We start from the raw sequence: 20,509 nt of genomic DNA on the forward strand, positions 1-20,509 counted from the left end.
GCGGCAGCTAAAACATGTCTATTACCTCAGAACAGTCCACCGGGCCCGGTTCAACTCGCGCCACAACGACTGCTCTAGCGAACACCAGCGGTCACGGAAGCCCCGCAACAGACAAGATTTTCTCGGGAATCTCCCTGGCAGCGGGCGTCCTTATTCTGGTGGTTCTTGCGGCGGTTGCGATTTTCTTGGTTGCAATGGCATCAGATACTTTCGCGGCTGACCCCACTGAACTGACCGGCGGAAAGGGCTTCGCGTCCTACATCTGGCCGCTTGTAGTAGGCACGCTGATTGCTGCGACTATTGCGCTTTTGCTCGCAACCCCTGTTGGTATTGGCGTGGCACTGTTTATCTCGCATTATGCGCCGGCAAAGTTCGCTAAGCCCGTGGGCTACGTGATTGACCTATTGGCAGCAATTCCCTCCGTTATTTTCGGTGCGTGGGGTGCCTCAGTTCTAGCACCGCATGTGGTGCCCTTCTACAACTGGTTAGGCAAGCACTTCGGTTTTCTGCCGATCTTCGAGGGCCCCGCATCGCAAACAGGTAAAACCATTCTCACCGCAGGCATCGTGCTTGCGATCATGATTCTGCCGATTATCACCGCAATGTGCCGCGAGATTTTCTTGCAGACCCCCAAGCTCCAAGAAGAAGCAGCACTCGGACTGGGCGCTACCCGCTGGGAAATGATCCGCATGACGGTCTTTCCCTTCGCTCGCGCAGGCATCATCTCATCGGTCATGCTCGCACTCGGTCGAGCACTGGGCGAAACCATGGCAGTCACCCTGGTCCTGGCAGGTGGCCCGTTCAACCCGTCACTGATTCAGTCAGGTAACCAGACCGTCGCATCCGAAATCGCGCTGAACTTCCCCGAAGCATACGGAATCCGTATGTCAGAGCTCATCGCCGCTGGTTTGGTACTGTTCGTCATTACCTTGCTGGTGAATGTTCTGGCACGCTTTATCGTGAGCCGCTACAACACAGGAGTCGAATAAACCATGAGCGTAGTTGCTACTCGCCCCTCTCGCCTGACGTCAGGGCAGACCCCCAAATGGCTGGTTCCTGTCATCGCGTTAGTAGCCGTCATTCTCGGTGCAGCGATTGCCGCCCTCATCGGATTCTCGGTGGGACTCTGGGCAATCTTCGCCTTCCTACTCTTTGTGATCGCAGGCCCTATCGTTATCGGCATGATCGAAGGCTCCCGCAAAGGCAAGGACGCATTCGCCCGCTTTCTCGTCTACGGCTCGTTCCTGCTGGCTCTAATCCCGCTGGTATCAGTGCTGTACGTGGTCATTGCAAAAGGCGTTCCGGGGCTCTCCGGAAACCTGCTCCTGACCTCCATGAACGGTGTGACCGGCGTCCACGATAACGCCGCAGCTAAGGGTACCGAACCCATCCTCGGCGGTATCTACCACGCGATCATCGGTACGCTCGAAACCACTATCCTCGCAACCCTGATCTCCGTACCCGTTGGACTGCTCACCGCAATCTACCTGGTTGAATACGGACGCGGCGGAATCCTCTCCCGCGCCATCACCTTCTTCGTGGACGTCATGACGGGCATCCCCTCCATCGTTGCCGGCCTGTTCGCAGCGTCCTTCTTCGCCTGGGCATTCAAAGACCCCTCAATGCGCATGGGTTTTGTGGCAGCCGTTGCGCTGTCCGTTCTCATGATTCCCACTGTGGTTCGCAACGCAGAAGAAATGCTGCGCATCGTGCCTAACGAGCTGCGCGAAGCATCCTACGCATTAGGTGTTCGTAAATGGCGCACCATCACCAAGGTCGTCATCCCCACCGCGATCTCGGGTATCGCATCCGGTGTCACACTGGCAATCGCCCGCGTCATCGGTGAAACCGCGCCCATCCTGGTCACCGCAGGCTTTGCAACCGCCATCAACTGGAACGCATTCAGCGGATGGATGGCAACCCTGCCCACCTACATCTACTACCAGATCATGACGCCGACCTCACCCACGGCAGCCGCGGTTTCAGAAACCCGCGCATGGGCAGCAGCACTCGTCCTCATTGTGATTGTCATGCTGCTCAACCTCATCGCACGAGTAGTCGCAAAGATATTCGCGCCCAAGACCGGACGCTAAACCTCCCAGACCGACTACACCAAAAACTTTTCACAGGGCCTCATCGGCCCCACACCACCTAAGGAAAAATTCACGTGTCAAAGCGCATCGATGTAGAAAACCTGAACGTCTACTACGGCGACTTCCTCGCAGTAGAGAACATCAACATGGCGATTGAACCGCGCTCCGTTACCGCTTTCATTGGCCCATCAGGCTGCGGTAAGTCAACCTTCTTGCGCACTCTCAACCGTATGCACGAGGTTCTGCCGGGCGCTCGCGTTGAAGGCAAGGTTCTGTTGGACGGTGAGGATCTCTACGGTAAGGGTGTTGACCCTGTTGCTGTGCGAACCCATGTGGGCATGGTGTTCCAGCGTCCGAACCCCTTCCCGACCATGTCTATTCGCGAGAATGTGTTGGCGGGCGTGAAGCTGAATAATAAGAAGATTTCTCGTACTGATGCTGATGATTTGGTGGAGAAGTCTTTGCGCGGCGCTAACCTGTGGAACGAGGTGAAGGACCGCTTGGATAAGCCTGGTGCTGGTCTTTCGGGTGGTCAGCAGCAGCGTCTGTGCATCGCGCGCACTATTGCGGTGAAGCCTGAGGTTATTTTGATGGATGAGCCGTGTTCGGCGCTTGACCCGATTTCTACGCTGGCGGTTGAGGATTTGATTAACGAGTTGAAGGAGGAGTTTACTGTCGTGATTGTGACGCACAATATGCAGCAGGCGGCTCGTGTTTCTGATAAGACGGCGTTTTTCAATATTGCGGGTACGGGTAAGCCGGGTAAGTTGATTGAGTATGCGCCGACGCAGGAGATTTTTAATAATCCGAGTGAGAAGGCGACGGAAGACTACGTTTCAGGACGTTTTGGCTAAACAAAGCGGGAGCCCCTTAGCTTCGAACGCAGCTCATACCGCGAGAGGGGAGGGATGTACCGTTTTTCAGGTGAAAAACGGTACATCCCTCCCCTCTCGCGTATTAGGATTCTTTCCGTTGTTAATGCGGCGGGGCGGGGTGGTCGGTGGGCTTTCTAGCCGTAGCTCTTTGCATGCTCGCTAGCTCGCATCCGCCACGGCTAGCTCCTCGCGATTAAAGAGTGTGCTTACAGCACCGGCGACAGCGCGAGGAAGAAGATTGCCGCTAGGCAGAATGACGCGGGGACGGTGAAGATCCAGGTCCAGAGTACTTGGCGCACGATGGGTGTGCTGACGGCGCTGAATCGCTGGTTGACGCCTGCGCCGAGTACTGAGGATGCTGCTACGTGCGATGACGAGAGCGGCGCGTTGAGTGCCAGCCCGCCGAAGAGCATGACTCCGGCGGTCACGATTTGTGCGATTGCTCCGCGGAACGGGTCGATGCGCACCATGCGTTCGGCAAACGTCCTACCGATGCGCCAGCCGCCAAGGAGTGTGCCCGCTGCAAGGATAGCGCCCATCCCGATGAAAGCGATGGAAAGAGTCCCGGAGCTGAGCGTCATTTGTGCGCTTGCGTATGCGAGTACTACCAGGACTGAGATTTTTTGGCCGACCTCTATGCCGTGTCCCAGTGATATCGCTGAGTTGGAGAGCGAAAGCACGTTGCGTGAGATGTTGTTGACGGTGCGCGGGTAGGCGCGTCGAATTAGGGCGTAGCAGGGAAAAACGAGTAGCCAGGCCATCAGAAAAACGACGATGGGGCTCACCAACAGGGGGAGGGCTACAGTCGTCCAGAATGAGGGCGCGAAGTTGCCGCCGGATTCTAGACCGACTGCTCCAGCCGCCCAGACAGCGCCCATTAACCCGCCCAATAGCGCGTGGGTTGACGATGACGGCATCCGCAGCCACCAGGTCAGTAGGTTCCAGAGAATTGCGGCTAAAAGTGAGGTGGCAAGCGTCGCTAACCCCGTGGGGCCAACCGGCACTGAGACCCAGTGCGCGGTGTAACCTATGAGCGCAAAACCCGAGAGCAGGACGCCGATAAAGTTGAAGATTGCGCTGATAGTAACCGCCCGTTTAGCGGTGAGCGCACGTGATCGCACAGCTACAGCGAGGGCGTTGGGCGCGTCGTGAAAACCAATAACGAAAAGGTAGCCAGCGGTCAGCACCAGTACGCTGATGAAGAGACCTAGAACCACTTAGGACTCCTGAACGATGATGCGCCCAATTTCTGTTGAGACATCACGCATAGAGTTTGAGGATGCGACAAGCTCGTCAATGAATTTTGTGGTTTTTTGGTAGCGGTCGCGTTTGTATGAGTCCACGATTTCAGCGTCGTAGACTTCAGCTGTTCGGATTGCTTGCTTGGAGATGCGCAGCATGTCGATCCAGTATTCGTCGAGGCCGTGAAGCTCGCCCATGCGTGGAATGATTGCGGCGGTCATCACAGATTCACGCTGGATGATGTCGAGCATGGTGGTGGCGTGTTGCGTGAAACGGTCAATTTTGTGTAGATATAGGATGTGCGCCGCGCTGGTGAGGTGCTCAACAGCGGTGTTGAGGTGCAAGGCAAGGTTGTACATGTCTTCGCGCGGAATAGGGGTGGCGAACGAGCTACGTGTGGCAGTCATCGTCTCAAAAAATTTGTGCCCGGTCTGAGTCTCTTGATCGAGCATGCGGTCAAAGAGCTCTGAATACTGATCCGGGGTAGAACCCATCATCTCTGACAAAAGCGCCGCAGCATCCGCCACCATTTTGGCGAGCTCTGCCAGTGCAGAGAGCGCGGTGTTTTGCTGCGGAAAAAGGCGCTGAAGCATGAACTTTCCTCTAGATTGATCAACAATTGGTGTGGGTTCGTCTTTACGATAGCCCATAGAGGTTAACAACCCCGGTTTTTGGGTGCTCTTCACCGGCGATGATGTGGGGACAACAAAACCCCACCCGAAATTCGAGTGGGGTTTTAGAGAAAGCTAACGGTGTCGGACTGGGAGCGCCTCTCGGCGGAAGGCCGCTCGTAGCGGCTAAAAAATGGAGCCCGGGGCTACCTATTAGCAGCCCGACACCTGTTAACCAGTTTTGTAGTTTTTGGTGAAGCTGTCAAACGCAGAACCCGCTGTACCGGTGTGAGAATGAACGCCACTTTTTAGTGCGGTTAGTCCAGGGTTCCCTCTCGCCATTTTTCGGCGGATGCTTCTAGCTCCTGCGCGATGGTGGTGAGTCGTTGTGCTCCTGCGCGGAGCTCGTGTGCCCGACGCGCGCCCTCGCGTCGTACCTCTGCCGACGGTTCATTTTTGGGATGCTGCACCGAGGTTTCTAGCTGACCGAACTGCACGGAGTGGGCAACAGCGTCCTGCCCGAGAGCTACGACGCGGCAGAAAGCTGCAAAGCGTTCGAGCGCGATATCGAATTCGCCGGTGTACGCGCCCGTCAAAATGGCGTTAACGGTGGCGATAATTTCGCTTTCGGTGGGTGGATCTGCCACACCGGCAACGATGCGGGAAACCTGGTCAGACTCCATGCCCAGCCCGTAGAAGTAGCTGATGCGCTCAGGATTTTTGCGGATGGTATCGCGCAGTGCGTACATACGCCACAGGGAACCGGGGAGGGAAACACCCGCCGAGTGCGACCACATTTCAGCGATAGCTTCTAGCCCGTAGTGATCGGTGAACTCCACCAGACGCGCCGTGACTGCAGGGTCGGTGTTGGCGCGGCCGCGTCCGAGGATAGCTTGCGCTGACTCATGCGCCGCCTGAGAGAGCACCGCGGGGTCTTCACCGCCCACACGGTTTTGGATTTTGGCGGGAGCGAACTTAATAGGCTTGTGATGACGAGGTAGGTCAGAAGGCATGCTTACCAGTGTAAAACTCGCGGGCGCGCGAGGGAACCTTAATCGCGCTGAGACAAACCACCCGCCCTGCGTCGTGCTTTTGAATTGTGGGGGACGATTGTGTATAGTTGAATCCGCTGGACTAAGTTTCAGTGGATGCGCCTTTAGCTCAGTTGGTAGAGCATCGGACTTTTAATCCGTGGGTCGTGGGTTCGAGCCCCACAGGGCGCACAAACAATCCCGCTTCTGGCTTTTGCCGGGGCGGGATTTTTTGTTGCGCGGACGGCGTGGCGGGTGCGGGAGGACGCGGCGGCGCGTCCTCGCATCCGGCAACCCTGGCGTTCCGCTCACGGCAAAGTGTCAAAGTGCCAGCGGATGAGCGAAACGCTAGGGGTTTGCCCGGTGAAGACCCTAGACTGAAACCATGAACGAGATACACAAGGCAACGACGCCGCAAACCCTCAACGTGCTCTCTGCGGGGTTCGCACTCCTAAAGGGCACTCGCCACGAGCCGCGCGCGGGCGTCCGGCTTACCTCAACAGGCGTTGAGAATGACCGACGCTTGTGCCTGGTCGATGCCACCAAGCGGCAGGTTCTGCGCACCGTTCAACACCAGTCGCTCATGGCCGTGCGTAGTGAACTCGACGGTGAGAATCTGCGCGTGACCTTCCCTGACGGTAAGCAGTACAGCTCGCCGCTAACCCTCACGGGTGAGCGCCTGACGTGTGAGTACTGGGGTAGACCAGAGGATGTTGATCTTATCTCCGGTCCCTTGTCTGAGGTCTTTACGTATTACCTGCGTAAGCCGGTGCAACTGGCGCAGGCGACCCGCAACGTTGTTTATAGTGAGCCGCTGTCGCTGGTGGGCACCGCCTCGTTGAAGGCTGCAAGTAAGGATGCTGGGCGTGACCTTGTGCGCGAATACGCGCGTTTTCGTTCGGCGCTGTTAGTAGAAACTGATGAGCCCTATGTTGAAGAAACGTGGGCTGGCCAGGTCTTTAGTCTTGTTGATGCGTCCGCTCGTGCTTCTGAGTATGGGCTGGTGGGTGGCAGTTTGGCTGAGCGGTACAGTATTCGTGTGGGCGCGCCGATTCCCCGTTGTGCCGTGATTGATGCCAACCCAGAAACCGGTAAGAAGGATGCGCGCGTCCTGAAGTCGCTGGCGAAGTCTCGCCCGTTGAATGCCGATAATGAGCCCTGTTTTGGTGTGTATGCTCAGCTTGCCTGAAGGTCTGCGGCGTAGGGTGGCACCGACAAACCTGTCCTCAGGTTGAAAGGCATTATTGTGTTTAGACTGACCAGTAAATTGCATAACACCAGCTCCTGGTATACGGAAGATTTTGATATTCCCGCGTATTTGCGGGCGTTGAGTGTTGAGCCGGCACCGGCGAGTTATGAGCTGTTGGCGCAGTTGCATCGTGCGCACGTTGAGACTTTTCCGTTCACGAATGTTGATGTGGTTCTTGAGATGCATCCGGGGATTAATCCTTCGACTGCGCAGGATCAGCTGATGAATAAGAATCGTGGTGGTTATTGTTTTGAGCATGCTCAGATTTTTGCGGCTGCCACTGAGTATCTGGGTTTTGAGGTGCGTCGTCATCTTGGGCGTGTGAAGTCGTTGAATCTTTCGCGTACTCATATGAGCGTGGTAGTTACGGTAGATGGCACTGATTACCTGTGCGATCCGGGTTTTGGTTTCAGCATCTATGAGCCTGTTGAGTTGAGGGACGGCGCCACCGGCGTCTCTGTTGGGCAGACTTTCACTCTTGAGCAGGGGGTGGATGGTTCCACGGAGATCTGGTCGCTTACTCGTAAGGGCGAGGTCGAGCATATTGTTGATATGGCTCCTTTCCGTCCAGAGGATGCGCGTACCGGTCACTTCTTGTTGTCGGCTGACCCGGCGTCCGTCTTTAAGAACCATCTGATGTATATGCGTCATTTTGGGGATCATCATCTCACGGTGACTGAGCAGCCGGTGACGGTACGACGCGAGGGGCAGCAGACTGAGCATCGTGAGGTGAGTGCGCTACAGGCTGCGCGGAAGATTCAGCAACTGGGGTTGAACGTGAGTGATGATGAGGTGCGCCGCATCGCTGATTTGTTCCGCGATAAGGAATAACCTGGGCAGCCCGGCCCTTTGCTGAACCGGTGATCTGGGGCTTAGGTGCTGTCTACGCTGTACTCTTGTGCTGAAGAAACTATTGAAAGGCGGGGCGTTGTAGTGACTATTAAGAACGCTGACAACATCTCTATTCTGACGACTGGCGGCACTATCGATAAGGTGTATTCCGTTGCTGGTGAGCTTGAAATTGGTGAGCCTTCGGTGCGCGAGTTGCTGAGCTATGTGCTGACCGATGTTGAGTTTGAGGTTACTGAGGTTTTGGCGGTTGACAGCTTTGATATGACTGATGCTGATCGTGCTCAGTTGGTGAAGGCGCTGGATGCTACCGATAATGAGCACATTATTATTACCCACGGTACTGACACCATGCCTGAGACTGCCCGTTACCTGTTGGAGCACGCGTCTTTGGGTAATAAAACTGTGGTGCTGACGGGTGCTATGCAGCCGGCGTCTATGCGTAAGTCTGATGCGGGTTTCAATGTGGGCGCGGCGGTTGCGGCTCTTAACCTGTTAGACCCGGGTGTATATGTGAGTATGTCGGGAAAGGTGTTCAATGGTGCGACCGTGGTGAAGGATCGTTCACGCGGAATTTTTGAAGATCAGGCGTAAGAAGAAAATGCCGGGTGGTGGTAAGACTGCCCGGCATTTTTGTGTCTGTTTCGCGTAGGCGGCCTCGTCCTCGTGGACTATATCTTGGGTGGGAATCATATAAACCCTTCGCCATTACTCTGTGAGCAAGTACAGTGGTGTCTAAGATGCTCGATCACTCACAAAGAGGTGCACTATGACGGAGAACCATACGTCGAATTCTTATCAACCGCCGCAGTATTTCGGTCAGTCTGCGGATGCGTCTGAGACTGATAAGCCGGTGGTGCCGCGTACCGTGCGCGCGGCGTTTATTACTATCTGCGTGCTGGGTGCTATTTACCTGGCTAACCAGGTGTTCTCGCTGTTTGCGCTTCCTCAGTCGGCTACGTCGGTTGAGGGCATTGATCCTGAGATGTCCGGTGCTATGGGCACATTCACCACGGTCTTTACAATCATTATCGCGCTGGTGATGACTGCGACGTTCTTTGTGGTGGCTTTCTTTGTGAAAGCTGGTCACCAGTGGGCGCGTATTCTTGCGATTGTGCTATCGTCGCTGTCGGTGTTGAGCCATGCTGTTTCGTTGATCGCTTTGCCCCTGTTGATGTCTTTCATTGACAGCATGTCTGGGTGGTCTGAGATTGATTCTGCAACGCGTCAGCAGCTTGAGGATTCTAAGGCGCTGATGGTGCACCCCGTTGCGATTATGATGACGGTGCTTTCGCTGGTGCTGTACATTTTTGTGATTGTTTTGCTGTCATTGCGCCCGAGTAGCCGTTTTTACCGTGAGATGCGTGAGCGTAAGATGGCGCATCTTCGCGCGTCGCATCAGTATGCGTACAACGATGCGTCGGTGCAGAACGGTGCGCCCGTGGGATACGGTGCGGGTTACCATGATTTTTCTGCGCAGGGTTATGCGGCTTACCAGCAGGGTTCGACGCCGACGTATGGCGCCGGCTATCAGCAGGGTGGCAATCACGTGCAGGGGAACTACGGATACTCGGCGCCGGGTGCTTCTCCGTTTGGTGGGCAGATCGACTCGCAGAGTGCTCAGCAGTCTTCGTCGCAAGGTACTAGTCGAGTTTCTCGAGAGGCAAACGAGCATTCTGCTCACTTAAACAGTGAACATGAACAGCGTTTGTCCGATGGGAAAAATGAGCTCTTCAAAAATGAGAAATCTCCCGAATAGCTAGGACTTTTAGCAAAGTAACAACGCCGATGGGAGCCTAAAAAGGCTTCCATCGGCGTTTTTGTGTTCAATATTGAAATGTTATGACGGAATACTAAGTAATGATTGCTAAACGGCCCACATGAGTACGGTACTCTGGCTACAGAGTGGAAATAAACACATACCCCCAGCTCGCTACTTTCCACCACGCACACACCATGAAAATACTTGTACTCACGCATTATTATGAGCCTGAAATCGGTGCACCTCAGCGTCGATGGTCAGCGATGGTCTCTCGCTGGCAACAGGCAGGACATCAAGTAACTGTTTACTGTCCTCTATACTCCAGGGAAGTAAAAGGTGTTTATGATGTTCTGGAAAATTATAACGCTCTTTGCCGAGGACGATTCGCAATGAAAATAAGATGTGCTTTAGGCTGGTTGCTAGGAAATATAGCTTCCAGTTTATTACTAATTATTCCATCTTTTATACTAGTGCAATATTATATAGAATATATAGGCCCTATGAGTGGTTACTATGTATCTGAGAGGTTGGAGAATCCTGTTTTATATGTCTTCGTATTTTTTTTACCTACTCTTTTACTATCGGTGAGCATTTTTTATATCACCAACAGAAAGATTTATAAAATACATCGTAAGCTATTTTTAAAATTACTAGCTTATATAATATTTCTAACTCCCTCAATTTTCCTTATTTTCAAAGGTGTTGTAAGCATTTATCAAGTATTTAGATCGTAGACAATTTATTACGGGTTCATTGGCTATTGCAATATGCCCAGTTGTTTCTTCTCAGCCAACTGCTCTAGCAAGTGAGTTGAACCAAGAAGTTTACGGGTATTCACTCAATGGGTGGCCGATACATAATCCAGCTGATGATGTTTCTACAGTTGAAAAATGTGATATTTCCGGGATTAGTTCCAGTTGTGAGATGAGAATCTGGGATGTGAATATCGTTCTTTCGGATTTGGTTCGTCAAATGCATTATCGTGTGAAAGATATTAGATCTGGGGAAATTTCGGGATGGAAAGATGTGACCGAGGCTGCAATTCAAACCCCTTATTCTAATTTATCATCTGGTACTGCACTCCAAATTAGACCCTCTATGCCTCTCGATTCTTGCTTTGCATATGAAATTCAGATACTTGAGGAAGTGCTCAAAGACTATGAAGGGGTAGTTTCCTGGGGTGGTGTCATGGATAAGAAAGACGAATCTCTCTTTTATATAAATACATCCCCAAACGAGCCTTTGTTCATAAAGGTTGCTGAAAAGGTGAGAGTGTGAAACTTTGCCGACGTGAGAATTAATTAATTCTCAGATTATCTCAATGTAGACCTTTTGCTCTTGAAGCTTATTCAAAAGTCCCCCCCCAGCAGCATAAAACACCAACCCCCGCACCAGAAGAAAACACCCGCGAATACGAGCCCAGCGGACGACTGAACCCCGTATGCAAAATACGCCAGGTCTTCACCTGAGCAATCACCCGCTCCACCACCGCCCTGCGTGAATTAATGAACCTGTTTACCGCCTTCATATCCGCAGCTATCCTACGGGTCTTACTACGCCGTCCCGGGCTGGCCAGCCCCAACCCGATATAACCCTTATCAGCTAAAGTGCTCTCATCAAGATACTTCTGCAGGTCATGATGTTTGAAGGCATAAGCATCATGCCTAGCCCCGGGCACCGGGTCAGTGATGGCCAGCAGTTTCCCGTCCAGGGTGCAGATGACTTGGTGGTTAACCCCGGTACGTTTGTGTTTTCCTGAGAAGTTTGTTGCACCTAGTGAGCGCCAGTTCCAGGTGGGAATTAGGGTGCCGTCGATAACCAGTGAACCAGGGATTTTCAGGCTGTTTTCTATAGACTGTTCTAGCGGTCTGAGGGCTTTCTCAAGTGCTTTTTCAATGCTGGTGATGGTTCTGGAAACTGTTGGCTGGGATACGCTGAAGATGCTTGCAAGCAGTTCTTCGGTGACGTTGTGCCGATGGTAGATTAGCGTCATTTTGAGTGCTTGAGTCAGGGTGAGTTTGTGTGGTTTTTCGGCTGGTTTATTCCAAGTGAGGTGGTTTTTTAGGGCGGTGAGCAGTGTGGCGAATTGTTCGCTGTTCAGCCCGGTTATACGCTGGTTGGGCAACGGTCTTTCCGGTATGGCTTGAGGTTATTTCTGGTGATTTAATCCTCTTATTTTGCCACTGGTGGGGTCGTTGTCTCTTGGTGGGGTGGGTTTGCCCCTTATGAATAAGCCTCTATGCCTTTATCCGCGCAGAGATCGAAAAATTCTTCGACGCACGCGGGCAATAAGCGCTACCGGGCGCATGCGAGTAACCCGCATCCTTAACACACCTTAAACAAAAAAACTGGCGACGCCCTCTTCAAAGAGCGTCGCCGGTTTTGTATAAAAACTTATGCGTTGCGCTTGTTCTTTGCGCGCTCGCGCAGAACCTCGATAACAATCGGGATGAGCGATACGAACACGATGATCAGCGCGATGGCTTCAACGTTGTTCTTGATGATGTCGATGCCACCCAAGAAGACGCCGCCGAGAGTCATCAAGAATACCCACAGTATTGCGCCGGTGATATTCCAGGTTGCAAACTTTGAATAGCGGTAGTTAGCGATGCCCGCAGCCAGTGGCACGAAGGTGCGCACAACCGGCACAAAACGCGCCAGAATCAGGGCTTTGCCACCGTACTTGTTGAAGAAGATATTCGCCTTATCAAGGTTTGCGTAGCTCAAAACTTTCGCGTCTTCCTTGAACAGACGGCGCCCAAAGGTGCGACCCAGCCAGTAGCCTACCTGATCGCCCAGAATAGCTGCGAGGCTGAACACCAGAAGCATCACAAACACGTTGAGATTCAGCTGCTGGTGCAGCAGGCCGGTGGTGAACAGCAGGGAGTCACCGGGCAAGAAAGGAAAGAGAACACCGGATTCGATGAACACCATCAACGCCACCAAGCCCAAAACCCAGGGGCCAGCATTGATGAGAATTTCTTCGATGTTCATGCCCAGCAGGGCGACAGGCAAGTGAGCATGTAGATCTACCGCATGCGCCATCAAGATGTTCATATCCTCGTATCCAGTTCGTTCGGGCAACGCTTGAGCCACCGTCGGTGTGCGATGCACAGCGGTGCACCTTCACAAATGATAAAGCGAAACCCTATGTTTTTGCTTAATACGGGCTAGTGGCTTCCTTCACGTGCCCTGATAGACAAGTTAACGATGAAGGTCAGGCTAGGACGCTTTGGGCAGGCTCTTGAGGAGCGTCAAAGCGGTGACCACACCCGTTGCACACAGTAACACTGCAACTGCTGACGAGAAACCAACACCCGACGAGAACGCCTGCTGCGCACTGTCCACTAGAGCAGTAGCGGTATCACCCGAGTAGCGGGTGGCGACATCCAACGCACCGCCCAGCGTCTCACCCGCAACATTCGCGTCCTCACCAGAAACGCCCGGCGGCACAACAATCTGAGCACGGAAAACAGCAGTTAGCACCGTGCCCAGCAGAGCGGCGCCCAGAACACTACCCAGCTCATACGCGGTTTCAGACACCGCGGATGCCGCGCCCGCCTTGCTGATATCAACGCCGCCAATAATCGCGTCGTTCGCGAGGGTTTGCGCGGCGCCGTTGCCCACGCCGAGCATCATAAAGCCAGCCATAAACAGGGCAAAGGACGCGCCGGTAAAGCCACCGAACGAAATCAGCGCGTAGCCCAAAACGTTGAGTGCTAGAGCCAGAGCAACCGCTAACCCGGGACGAACAAACTTAGCTACTCGCACCACCAGCAGCCCAGAAATGATAGTGCAAATAACTGCGGGCAGCATCGATAAACCAGCGGTAATTGGCGAGAGTCCCACTACCAGCTGCACATACTGCGAGTAGAAAATCATAAAGCCTGTAAAGCTCGTCATTGTGATGAGGTTACTCAGCAGGCCACCGGTAAAGACGCGACTGTGGAAGAGCGTCATATCCAGCATGGGGTGCTCAAGGCGGTTCTGCCTGCGCACAAACAAAACCCCGGTGACCAGGCCGGCCACCAGCGCCACGTAAATACTGAGGTGCCCCAGCCCCTCAGTAGCGCCAATCTTCAGCGCATAAATAATGCCGAACATAGCCGTCATAATCAGCAGGATGCTAGGAACGTCAATGCGCCCACCAGTGCGGTTATACGATTCAGGCACGAGCATCGGCAGGCAAATAAGCGCCGGCGCAAGAATGAGCGTGGCAATCAAAAAGATAGAGCCCCACCAAAAATGCTCCAACAAAAACCCGCCCATAATCGGGCCGATGACAGCACCGGCAGAAAAGCCTGACGCCCAGATGGCCAACGCCACGCGTCGCTGATTGGGGTTGAGAAAGATATTGCGAATAAGCGCCAGCGTTGAGGGCATGAGCATAGCACCAAAAAAGCCCAGCGTACCGCGAGCGGCAATCAACCAGCTAGCACTCGGCGCGAATCCCGCCAGAGCAGAGACCACACCAAAACCCGTGCAACCAATCAAGAGCAGTCGACGGCGTCCGATCTTATCGCCCAGCGAACCCATGGGAACCAGTAGAGCCGCCAGCACCAGCGGGTACAGATCAACCATCCACAAAAGCTGAGTGCCGGTGGGGCGCATGACGCGAGAGATCTCGGGCAGCGCGAAACTCAACACGGTGTTGTCAACAGAAATCAATAGGACAGGCAACATCAACACAGCAAGGGCAAGCCACTGCATTTTGCCAGCGTTCAGCGGAATGGAATTGGTTACGGGCATACCATCCAGTCTAGTTAACGGGGGCAAATCGTGGGTTGAGACGATGAGCACGCTCAGGGAATAAGCTTTTGTAGTCTGTCACCCCTCACGTACCTAGCGCGCAGATATGCCATGCTAGAGACATGACTTCAGCACCCGGCACCGAGCCCGCCAGCCACCTGCACGCATCAGCCCTTGAGCTGTTGCACAAACTCACCGGCAATCCCGGCGCGCACTTTCATCCTGGACAGTTCGAGGCTATCGAGGCACTCGTGGCGCACCGCCGCCGCGCACTCGTTATTCAACGCACGGGCTGGGGCAAGTCGGCGGTGTACTTTCTCTCAGCCCTTCTGATGCGCCAGGCAGGTAGCGGCGTGACGCTGATTGTCTCGCCCCTACTCGCTCTCATGCGTGATCAGGTGGACGCTGCCGCCCGCGCCGGTGTGCGCGCCGCAATGGTGAATTCATCCAACGTGACAGAGTGGGATTCGATTGCCGCTCAAATCGCAGCGAACGAGCTGGACGTTCTACTCATCGGCCCCGAGCGCCTGAACAACCCTGCCTTCCGCGAGAACTGGCTGCCGCGCATCCTCCCTAACCTGGGCATGCTCGTAATCGATGAGGCGCACTGCATCTCTGACTGGGGGCACGACTTCCGCCCCGACTACCGGCGTATTCGCACGCTGATTGCTCAACTGCCCGCAGGCGTGCCTATTCTTGCGACCACCGCAACCGCGAACGAGCGCGTGGTGCAGGACGTCGCCGAACAGTTAGGCGCGAACTCAGGGACGCCTGCCGGTGAGCCTTCGCCGGGGCAAGGCATGCAACCGACTCAGCCTGAGCAATCGGGGGAGTCTCACCTCGCCTCCGACGTTTTCATTCTGCGTGGCCCGCTCACCCGTGATTCTCTACGACTGGGCGTGCTGAACTTACCTGATTCTACCCAGCGTCTAGGCTGGTTACTCACGCACCTGGGCTCTTTCAACGGCTCTGGCATTATCTACTCGCTCACCGTCTCTGCCGCCGAAGACACCGCCGCAGCCCTTCGCGATGCCGGGTACAACGTCGCCGCCTACACCGGACGCACCGATGCCGACGAGCGTCAAGAACTCGAAGCCGCACTGAAAGAAAACCGCGTGAAAGCCCTCGTTGCTACCAGCGCGCTCGGCATGGGCTTTGATAAACCAGACCTCGGATTCGTGGTACACCTGGGCGCGCCGTCCTCGGCCGTGGCTTACTACCAGCAAGTAGGACGCGCCGGACGCGGTGCAATCAACGCGGACGTCCTTCTGCTACCCGGTACCGAAGATCAAGAAATCTGGGAGTACTTTGCAACCGCGTCCATGCCCACCCAAGAGAACACCCACGCCCTGCTAAATGCTTTGCGCGAGGCAACAGAGCAGGGGCAACCTCTGAGCGTGCCCGCCCTTGAAACCCGTGTAGACGTCAAACGAAACTCCATCGAGCTTCTGCTGAAAGTGCTCGCCGTTGAAGGTGCCACCGAACGCGTTGACAAGGGCTGGATTGCCACCGGCAACCCGTGGACCTACGATGCGCAACGCTACAGCCGCGTTGCGCAAACCCGACGCAACGAGCAGAACGCTATGCTGGACTACGAACGCACCACCACCTGCCGTATGCAGTTTCTCGCCTTCGAACTCGATGACCGCACCGCGCAACCCTGCGGCCAGTGCGACACCTGCGCCGCTCCCTGGTTCGCCACCAACATCAACGACAACGCTGCGCAGGCTGCACGCGGGGCACTGGTATCCGTAGGCGTGGAGATTGAACCGCGCGGCATGTGGCCCACCGGTCTCGACCGCCTAGGCGTGAGCGAAAACGGCAAACCTCTCAAAGGTAAAATTCCAGCTGATCTGCGACCTGAGACAGGACGCGCGCTCGCCCGCCTCACCGACCTCGGCTGGGGCAACCGCCTGCGCGAGCTCTTCACAAACGCCGAAAATACCCCTGAGATTGATGCGCCCATCAGCCCCGACTTGGGCAAAGCCTGCGTGCAGGTACTTGCCGATTGGCAGTGGCAGCAGCGTCCTCAAGCGGTGGTTTATATCCCCTCACCAGTGCGTCCGCAGCTTACACAATCCCTAGCCCACGGCCTTGCCGTCACCGGAAAACTGGTCGACCTCGGCCCCCTCACACAGGTGCAGGACGCCGCACACTTTGGCGGCAACAGCGTCTTTCGATGCGCCGCCACAGTGCACGCCTGGGACGCCCCCGACGAGATGAAGAACTACCTGCAAGAACAGCAACCGACAGTTCTTCTCGTGACAGACCTCGTCGACTCACGATGGAGCATCACCGCCGCAACCCGCCTGCTCAAACAAGCCGGGGCGGCGCACGTTCTACCGTTCGCGCTCGCAAGCACACACTAGGGGAGAGCTATGAGCCAACTTCAACCCTCAACCCCCGGTGCTACGCGCACTCATGACCTTCCTGCTTCCCCTCAGCATCGGGCCTGGATGGAGTATGCCCTTGACCAGGCGAAACTCGCTCTGGCAAGCGACGATGTGCCTATTGGGGCTGTCGTCGTTGACGCTGATGGCACCGTCATAGGACGCGGGCATAACGAGCGCGAGGCGACGAAAGACCCCACCTCGCACGCTGAGGTTCTGGCAATTCGCGAGGCAGCGGATCGCCTGGGTACCTGGCGTCTTGACGGATGCACGCTGGTGGTCACGCTGGAACCCTGCCTGATGTGCGCCGGTGCCATTTTGCTGGCTCGAATACCAGTGGTTGTCATGGGCGCGTGGGAAGAAAAAACAGGGGCTGCCGGTAGCGTTTACGATGTCTTGCGCGATGGACGCGTGAACCACTGGGTAGAGGTTTATGCAGGAGTGTGCGAGGAGGAATGCGCTCACTTGCTCACCTCATTCTTCGCTGACAAGCGCGAACGCTAGACGGCACATCCGGCTATGTAACCGGACGGTAACTTAATGTGTATACTTGAACACTCGCCCGTAAATTTTTTGAAAAAATAAGCAGATTATTTCAAAAACTAGAATGTATATTAGATGTTCTGTCTAGTTAGTTCATTGTTCTCATCTCAAAGGTAGCGCCCCATGACTGATCACTCGCCGCGCTCATCAGCAGAGCCCTACGCATACCAAAGCCCCTACGCACAGGCGTCCACCCGTCGCCCCGGACGGACCAATAAAACCCAGCTCAAACTCTTTGAAGCTGCCCTGCTCATCATGAGCGAAAAAGGCTCAATCGCTACCACTGTTGACGAAGTTGCCGAACGTGCGGGAGTCTCTAAAGGCACCGTCTACTACAACTTCGGTTCTAAAAAGACAATGGTCGATCAGCTCTTGCAGTACGGCGCTAAACTCTTGATTTCAGAGATTGATAAAGGACGCGCCCAGCGAGACCCGCGCGAGGCTATTCGCTTGGCCTGCTACTCGGCGTTCAAGTACTTAGAGGCGCATCCTGGCTTTGCGCGCCTGTGGATTTCAGAAGTGTGGAAAAACCCCGAAACCTGGTCACCCACCATGCGTGAGGTGCGCCTGGAGCTCATCGGCGCTATCAAAGACATCATTGACGGCATTCCGTTGCTCTACAAGGTCGATACCAACCAGAGCACCGAGGCAGTAGCTGTCGCGCTCTTTGGTGCGGTGTTCATGCTGACTATGGACCGCGAAATTCACTCCTCAGAGCGTGCCGCTGAGGATGCCACTCGCACCGCAATGCTCATCATCGACGGCTATATCTCTTCTTAGCGTCTTTGTGGGTGCTATGAGTGGGCGTAGTATTTGAGTATTGACGGGCTTTTGGGTAAGCTCGTAAACGCTGGTGACGTGTCCGAGCGGCCGAAGGTGCAACACTCGAAATGTTGTGTACGGTAACCCCGTACCGAGGGTTCAAATCCCTCCGTCACCGCTCATATAAAGCCCGGTTTGAATTTTTAAACCGGGCTTTTTTATTTCGTGGGTATCGTGGGACGAAATCACCGTTTGGGGTGTGAAATCACACCCTTTTGGGTGATTTCGTCCCATAAACGCCTCTTTTCGTGAGGATGCGGCCGCTTTAGGCTCTGAGTAGGTGGTCAGTGGTAGCGTTTAACTCATGCGTATTAAAGTTTTGGACCACCCGCTGGTCGACCATAAAATCACTGTTCTTCGTGATAAGAACACTCCGTCACCTATTTTCCGTCAGCTCGTTGATGAGCTGGTGACATTGCTGGCTTACGAGGCAACCCGTGAGATTCGCGTGGAAGAGCGCGAGGTTGAAACTCCCATCACCAAAACCGTTGGTACCTACATTTCTTCACCGCGTCCGCTCGTAGTGCCTATTCTGCGCGCAGGTTTGGGCATGCTTGAAGGCATGACCCGTTTGATTCCCACCGCTGAGGTTGGATTCTTGGGCATGGCACGTAACGAAGAAACTTTGGATATCGTGACCTACGCTGAGCGTCTACCCGAAGATTTGACGGGACGCCAGGTGTACCTTCTTGATCCCATGCTGGCGACCGGTGGCACGTTGATCGAGGCCATTAAGTTCTTGCGCAAGCGTGGAGCTGAACATATTACGTGCGTGTGTATCTTGGGCGCTCCCGAAGGTATTGAAGCGCTCAAGGCTGGCGTGGAAGGTCTTGAGAATGTTGATCTTTTCTTGGCTGCTCAGGATGAGCGCCTGAACGAGAAGTCTTACATTGTTCCCGGCTTGGGCGATGCTGGTGACCGCCTGTACGGTGTAGCCGAGTAAGGCTCTTACTGAGAACACTGAATACCGCTCTCATCACCGCATCAATATGTTGCGGAGAGGGCGGTATTTTTCTGCCCGATTTACCAACCGTGAAATGTTGATTATGGACTGCAAGATAGAATTTTAGAACTTTCTTGTAAATCAACCTTGACATTTGAAGGGTAAATGCTCAGTTTCTTTGATGTTCCATTTTTCTGAAAATTTTTACTGCTCGACCTAGCAGATGGGCGGATGCGAGATGTCAAACATGCATATCTATACATTTTTTATACAGTGAAATATTTTGTAACACAGGTAAATTTCGAGAAAAAGATTATATTTTTTGAAAAATCACAAATATTACTTGATTTATTTACTTATTCAGAGTTCCATAAAAGGACTACCCCGGTAAAAATCGCGCGTCCTTATACACGCCGTGGATTTTTACCCGTCGCAAGAACATCACACACACGCTTGTTGCGGGGCAACACAGGCCAGAGAGCAGGTTAGAAAATGTCAGGTGCACCTGGATACGTTCACATTTCCCAGCGAAACCGACCTCAGGCGATTAAACAGTCAGCTGCAGCGCCTCACCATGCTCCTGCCTCAAAGCAGTACCCCGCCAACCTGCGTCCCATGACTGCCCGCGTTGCGCCGGAACCCGTCGCGCGCCAGGTGCCCGATTCTGAGGCTCGCGGCTTCGTGATTTACGTAGGTTTGAGCGAAGAAGCCGCTGCGAGTAGCGGTACCTCGTTGGTGCGCATTGTTCAGGATCTTCGCGCATACGCCCACAATCTTGCTCCCGAAGCCGAGTCTTACGCAGCTGTTGCGCTGGCACCTGCGGGGGCAGAGGGCACCGACCTTGAAGTTGTGCGCAATGCTTTGGGCGATCCCACCGCAGTGCATCACCAGCCCGAACCCGCTGCGCAGAGCGCTCACACCGGCGGCAGCGTCTTCTCATCAGATTCCAAGCCCACCCACACCACCGGCGTCCTGATTGATCTTTCCCGCCGCGAAGTGTTCTTGGACGGCGAGATTCTGAATCTTACTTTCAAAGAATTTGAGCTTCTCAACTACCTCGTTGAAAACGGCGCCCGTACTGTAGGGCGCGACGAGCTACTAAATAGCCTGTGGCACGACGCTGAAGAAGTACCTAACGAGCGCACCATTGACGTTCATATTCGACGCCTGCGTTCTAAGCTGGGACGCCTTTCAAACACCGTGCGCACCGTGCGCGGCCAGGGTTACCGCTTCTACGAGCATCCCGAGGTTGTTATCTGGGCAGCCCCGGAATACTCCATCTAAATCTTTGCTATCAGCGCAAGGCTCCATTTCCCGCAAGGGGAGTGGAGCCTTCTGCTTTGAGCGCTC

Annotated in this window: 19 protein-coding genes and 2 tRNA genes; 15 read left to right on the forward strand and 6 right to left on the reverse strand. The window is 54.5% G+C overall.

Translation table 11 applies throughout. The annotated features are described in order from the left end of the window. The first annotated feature begins 14 nt into the window (after positions 1 to 14). The 3 genes from pstC to pstB all read left to right on the forward strand — a co-directional run bounded on the left by pstC (position 15) and on the right by pstB (position 2,947). Entirely contained in the window at positions 15 to 989 is a 975-nt protein-coding gene (gene pstC, locus IDM49_RS01620) for a phosphate ABC transporter permease subunit PstC (protein ID WP_190724801.1), read from the forward strand. A 3-nt stretch (positions 990 to 992) separates the two neighbouring features. After that, complete coding sequence (gene pstA / locus IDM49_RS01625) at positions 993 to 2,093, forward strand: phosphate ABC transporter permease PstA (RefSeq protein ID WP_168615614.1); 1,101 nt, start codon at positions 993 to 995, stop codon at positions 2,091 to 2,093. Positions 2,094 to 2,167: 74 nt separating this feature from the next. Continuing rightward, a complete protein-coding gene (gene pstB, locus IDM49_RS01630; RefSeq protein ID WP_168615613.1) occupies positions 2,168 to 2,947 on the forward strand; it encodes a phosphate ABC transporter ATP-binding protein PstB in 780 nt (259 codons plus the stop codon). A 227-nt stretch (positions 2,948 to 3,174) separates the two neighbouring features. Here the strand turns inward: pstB and IDM49_RS01635 are convergent, their stop codons facing one another. The 3 genes from IDM49_RS01635 to IDM49_RS01645 all read right to left on the reverse strand — a co-directional run bounded on the left by IDM49_RS01635 (position 3,175) and on the right by IDM49_RS01645 (position 5,834). Further along, positions 3,175 to 4,185 carry an inorganic phosphate transporter gene (locus tag IDM49_RS01635; RefSeq protein ID WP_190724802.1) on the reverse strand — a complete coding sequence of 337 codons (1,011 nt, stop codon included), beginning with the start codon at positions 4,183 to 4,185 and terminating at the stop codon, positions 3,175 to 3,177. Continuing rightward, on the reverse strand, positions 4,186 to 4,803 hold the full coding sequence (locus IDM49_RS01640) for a DUF47 domain-containing protein (RefSeq protein ID WP_168615611.1): 618 nt from the start codon (positions 4,801 to 4,803) through the stop codon (positions 4,186 to 4,188). Positions 4,804 to 5,138: 335 nt separating this feature from the next. Beyond that, complete coding sequence (locus IDM49_RS01645) at positions 5,139 to 5,834, reverse strand: hypothetical protein (RefSeq protein WP_168615625.1); 696 nt, start codon at positions 5,832 to 5,834, stop codon at positions 5,139 to 5,141. A 137-nt stretch (positions 5,835 to 5,971) separates the two neighbouring features. Between IDM49_RS01645 and IDM49_RS01650 the strand changes: the two genes are divergently transcribed. The 6 genes from IDM49_RS01650 to IDM49_RS01675 all read left to right on the forward strand — a co-directional run bounded on the left by IDM49_RS01650 (position 5,972) and on the right by IDM49_RS01675 (position 10,990). Continuing rightward, positions 5,972 to 6,044 (forward strand) — tRNA-Lys (locus IDM49_RS01650). Between the two features lie 193 nt (positions 6,045 to 6,237). Continuing rightward, complete coding sequence (locus IDM49_RS01655; RefSeq protein ID WP_190724803.1) at positions 6,238 to 7,041, forward strand: MOSC domain-containing protein; 804 nt, start codon at positions 6,238 to 6,240, stop codon at positions 7,039 to 7,041. 57 nt (positions 7,042 to 7,098) lie between these two features. After that, positions 7,099 to 7,932: an arylamine N-acetyltransferase family protein gene (locus tag IDM49_RS01660; protein WP_190724804.1), complete on the forward strand. Its 834-nt coding sequence runs from the start codon at positions 7,099 to 7,101 to the stop codon at positions 7,930 to 7,932. Positions 7,933 to 8,034: 102 nt separating this feature from the next. After that, positions 8,035 to 8,544 (forward strand): asparaginase domain-containing protein, encoded by a 510-nt coding sequence (locus IDM49_RS01665; RefSeq protein ID WP_228008145.1) that lies wholly within the window; start codon positions 8,035 to 8,037, stop codon positions 8,542 to 8,544. A 175-nt stretch (positions 8,545 to 8,719) separates the two neighbouring features. Beyond that, positions 8,720 to 9,709, forward strand: a complete 990-nt coding sequence (locus IDM49_RS01670) for a hypothetical protein (protein ID WP_190724805.1) — start codon at positions 8,720 to 8,722, stop codon at positions 9,707 to 9,709. Positions 9,710 to 10,465: 756 nt separating this feature from the next. Continuing rightward, positions 10,466 to 10,990, forward strand: a complete 525-nt coding sequence (locus tag IDM49_RS01675; RefSeq protein WP_190724806.1) for a hypothetical protein — start codon at positions 10,466 to 10,468, stop codon at positions 10,988 to 10,990. A 67-nt stretch (positions 10,991 to 11,057) separates the two neighbouring features. On the opposite strand, the gene IDM49_RS01680 is transcribed toward IDM49_RS01675, so the two are convergent. The 3 genes from IDM49_RS01680 to IDM49_RS01690 all read right to left on the reverse strand — a co-directional run bounded on the left by IDM49_RS01680 (position 11,058) and on the right by IDM49_RS01690 (position 14,461). Further along, on the reverse strand, positions 11,058 to 11,837 hold the full coding sequence (locus IDM49_RS01680) for a transposase family protein (RefSeq protein WP_190724807.1): 780 nt from the start codon (positions 11,835 to 11,837) through the stop codon (positions 11,058 to 11,060). A 269-nt stretch (positions 11,838 to 12,106) separates the two neighbouring features. Further along, positions 12,107 to 12,826, reverse strand: a complete 720-nt coding sequence (locus IDM49_RS01685; RefSeq protein ID WP_228008146.1) for a VTT domain-containing protein — start codon at positions 12,824 to 12,826, stop codon at positions 12,107 to 12,109. Positions 12,827 to 12,934: 108 nt separating this feature from the next. Then, positions 12,935 to 14,461 (reverse strand): MFS transporter, encoded by a 1,527-nt coding sequence (locus tag IDM49_RS01690; RefSeq protein ID WP_190724808.1) that lies wholly within the window; start codon positions 14,459 to 14,461, stop codon positions 12,935 to 12,937. Between the two features lie 122 nt (positions 14,462 to 14,583). On the opposite strand from IDM49_RS01690, the gene IDM49_RS01695 reads away from it, so the two are divergent. The 6 genes from IDM49_RS01695 (at position 14,584) to IDM49_RS01720 (ending at position 20,443) form a co-directional block, all read left to right on the forward strand. Continuing rightward, positions 14,584 to 16,830, forward strand: coding sequence for a RecQ family ATP-dependent DNA helicase (locus IDM49_RS01695; RefSeq protein WP_190724809.1), 2,247 nt, complete (start codon positions 14,584 to 14,586; stop codon positions 16,828 to 16,830). Positions 16,831 to 16,839: 9 nt separating this feature from the next. Further along, positions 16,840 to 17,355, forward strand: a complete 516-nt coding sequence (tadA, locus tag IDM49_RS01700) for a tRNA adenosine(34) deaminase TadA (RefSeq protein WP_190724810.1) — start codon at positions 16,840 to 16,842, stop codon at positions 17,353 to 17,355. A 162-nt stretch (positions 17,356 to 17,517) separates the two neighbouring features. Continuing rightward, positions 17,518 to 18,174 (forward strand): TetR/AcrR family transcriptional regulator, encoded by a 657-nt coding sequence (locus tag IDM49_RS01705; RefSeq protein ID WP_190724811.1) that lies wholly within the window; start codon positions 17,518 to 17,520, stop codon positions 18,172 to 18,174. Positions 18,175 to 18,246: 72 nt separating this feature from the next. Continuing rightward, positions 18,247 to 18,334 (forward strand) — tRNA-Ser (locus IDM49_RS01710). A 186-nt stretch (positions 18,335 to 18,520) separates the two neighbouring features. Continuing rightward, positions 18,521 to 19,159, forward strand: coding sequence for a uracil phosphoribosyltransferase (gene upp, locus IDM49_RS01715; protein ID WP_168614685.1), 639 nt, complete (start codon positions 18,521 to 18,523; stop codon positions 19,157 to 19,159). A gap of 492 nt (positions 19,160 to 19,651) precedes the next feature. Continuing rightward, positions 19,652 to 20,443, forward strand: coding sequence for a winged helix-turn-helix domain-containing protein (locus tag IDM49_RS01720; RefSeq protein ID WP_190724812.1), 792 nt, complete (start codon positions 19,652 to 19,654; stop codon positions 20,441 to 20,443). The last annotated feature ends 66 nt before the right edge of the window (positions 20,444 to 20,509 follow it).

It is taken from the genome of Rothia terrae (genome assembly GCF_014705925.2).
Classification (GTDB): domain Bacteria; phylum Actinomycetota; class Actinomycetes; order Actinomycetales; family Micrococcaceae; genus Rothia; species Rothia terrae.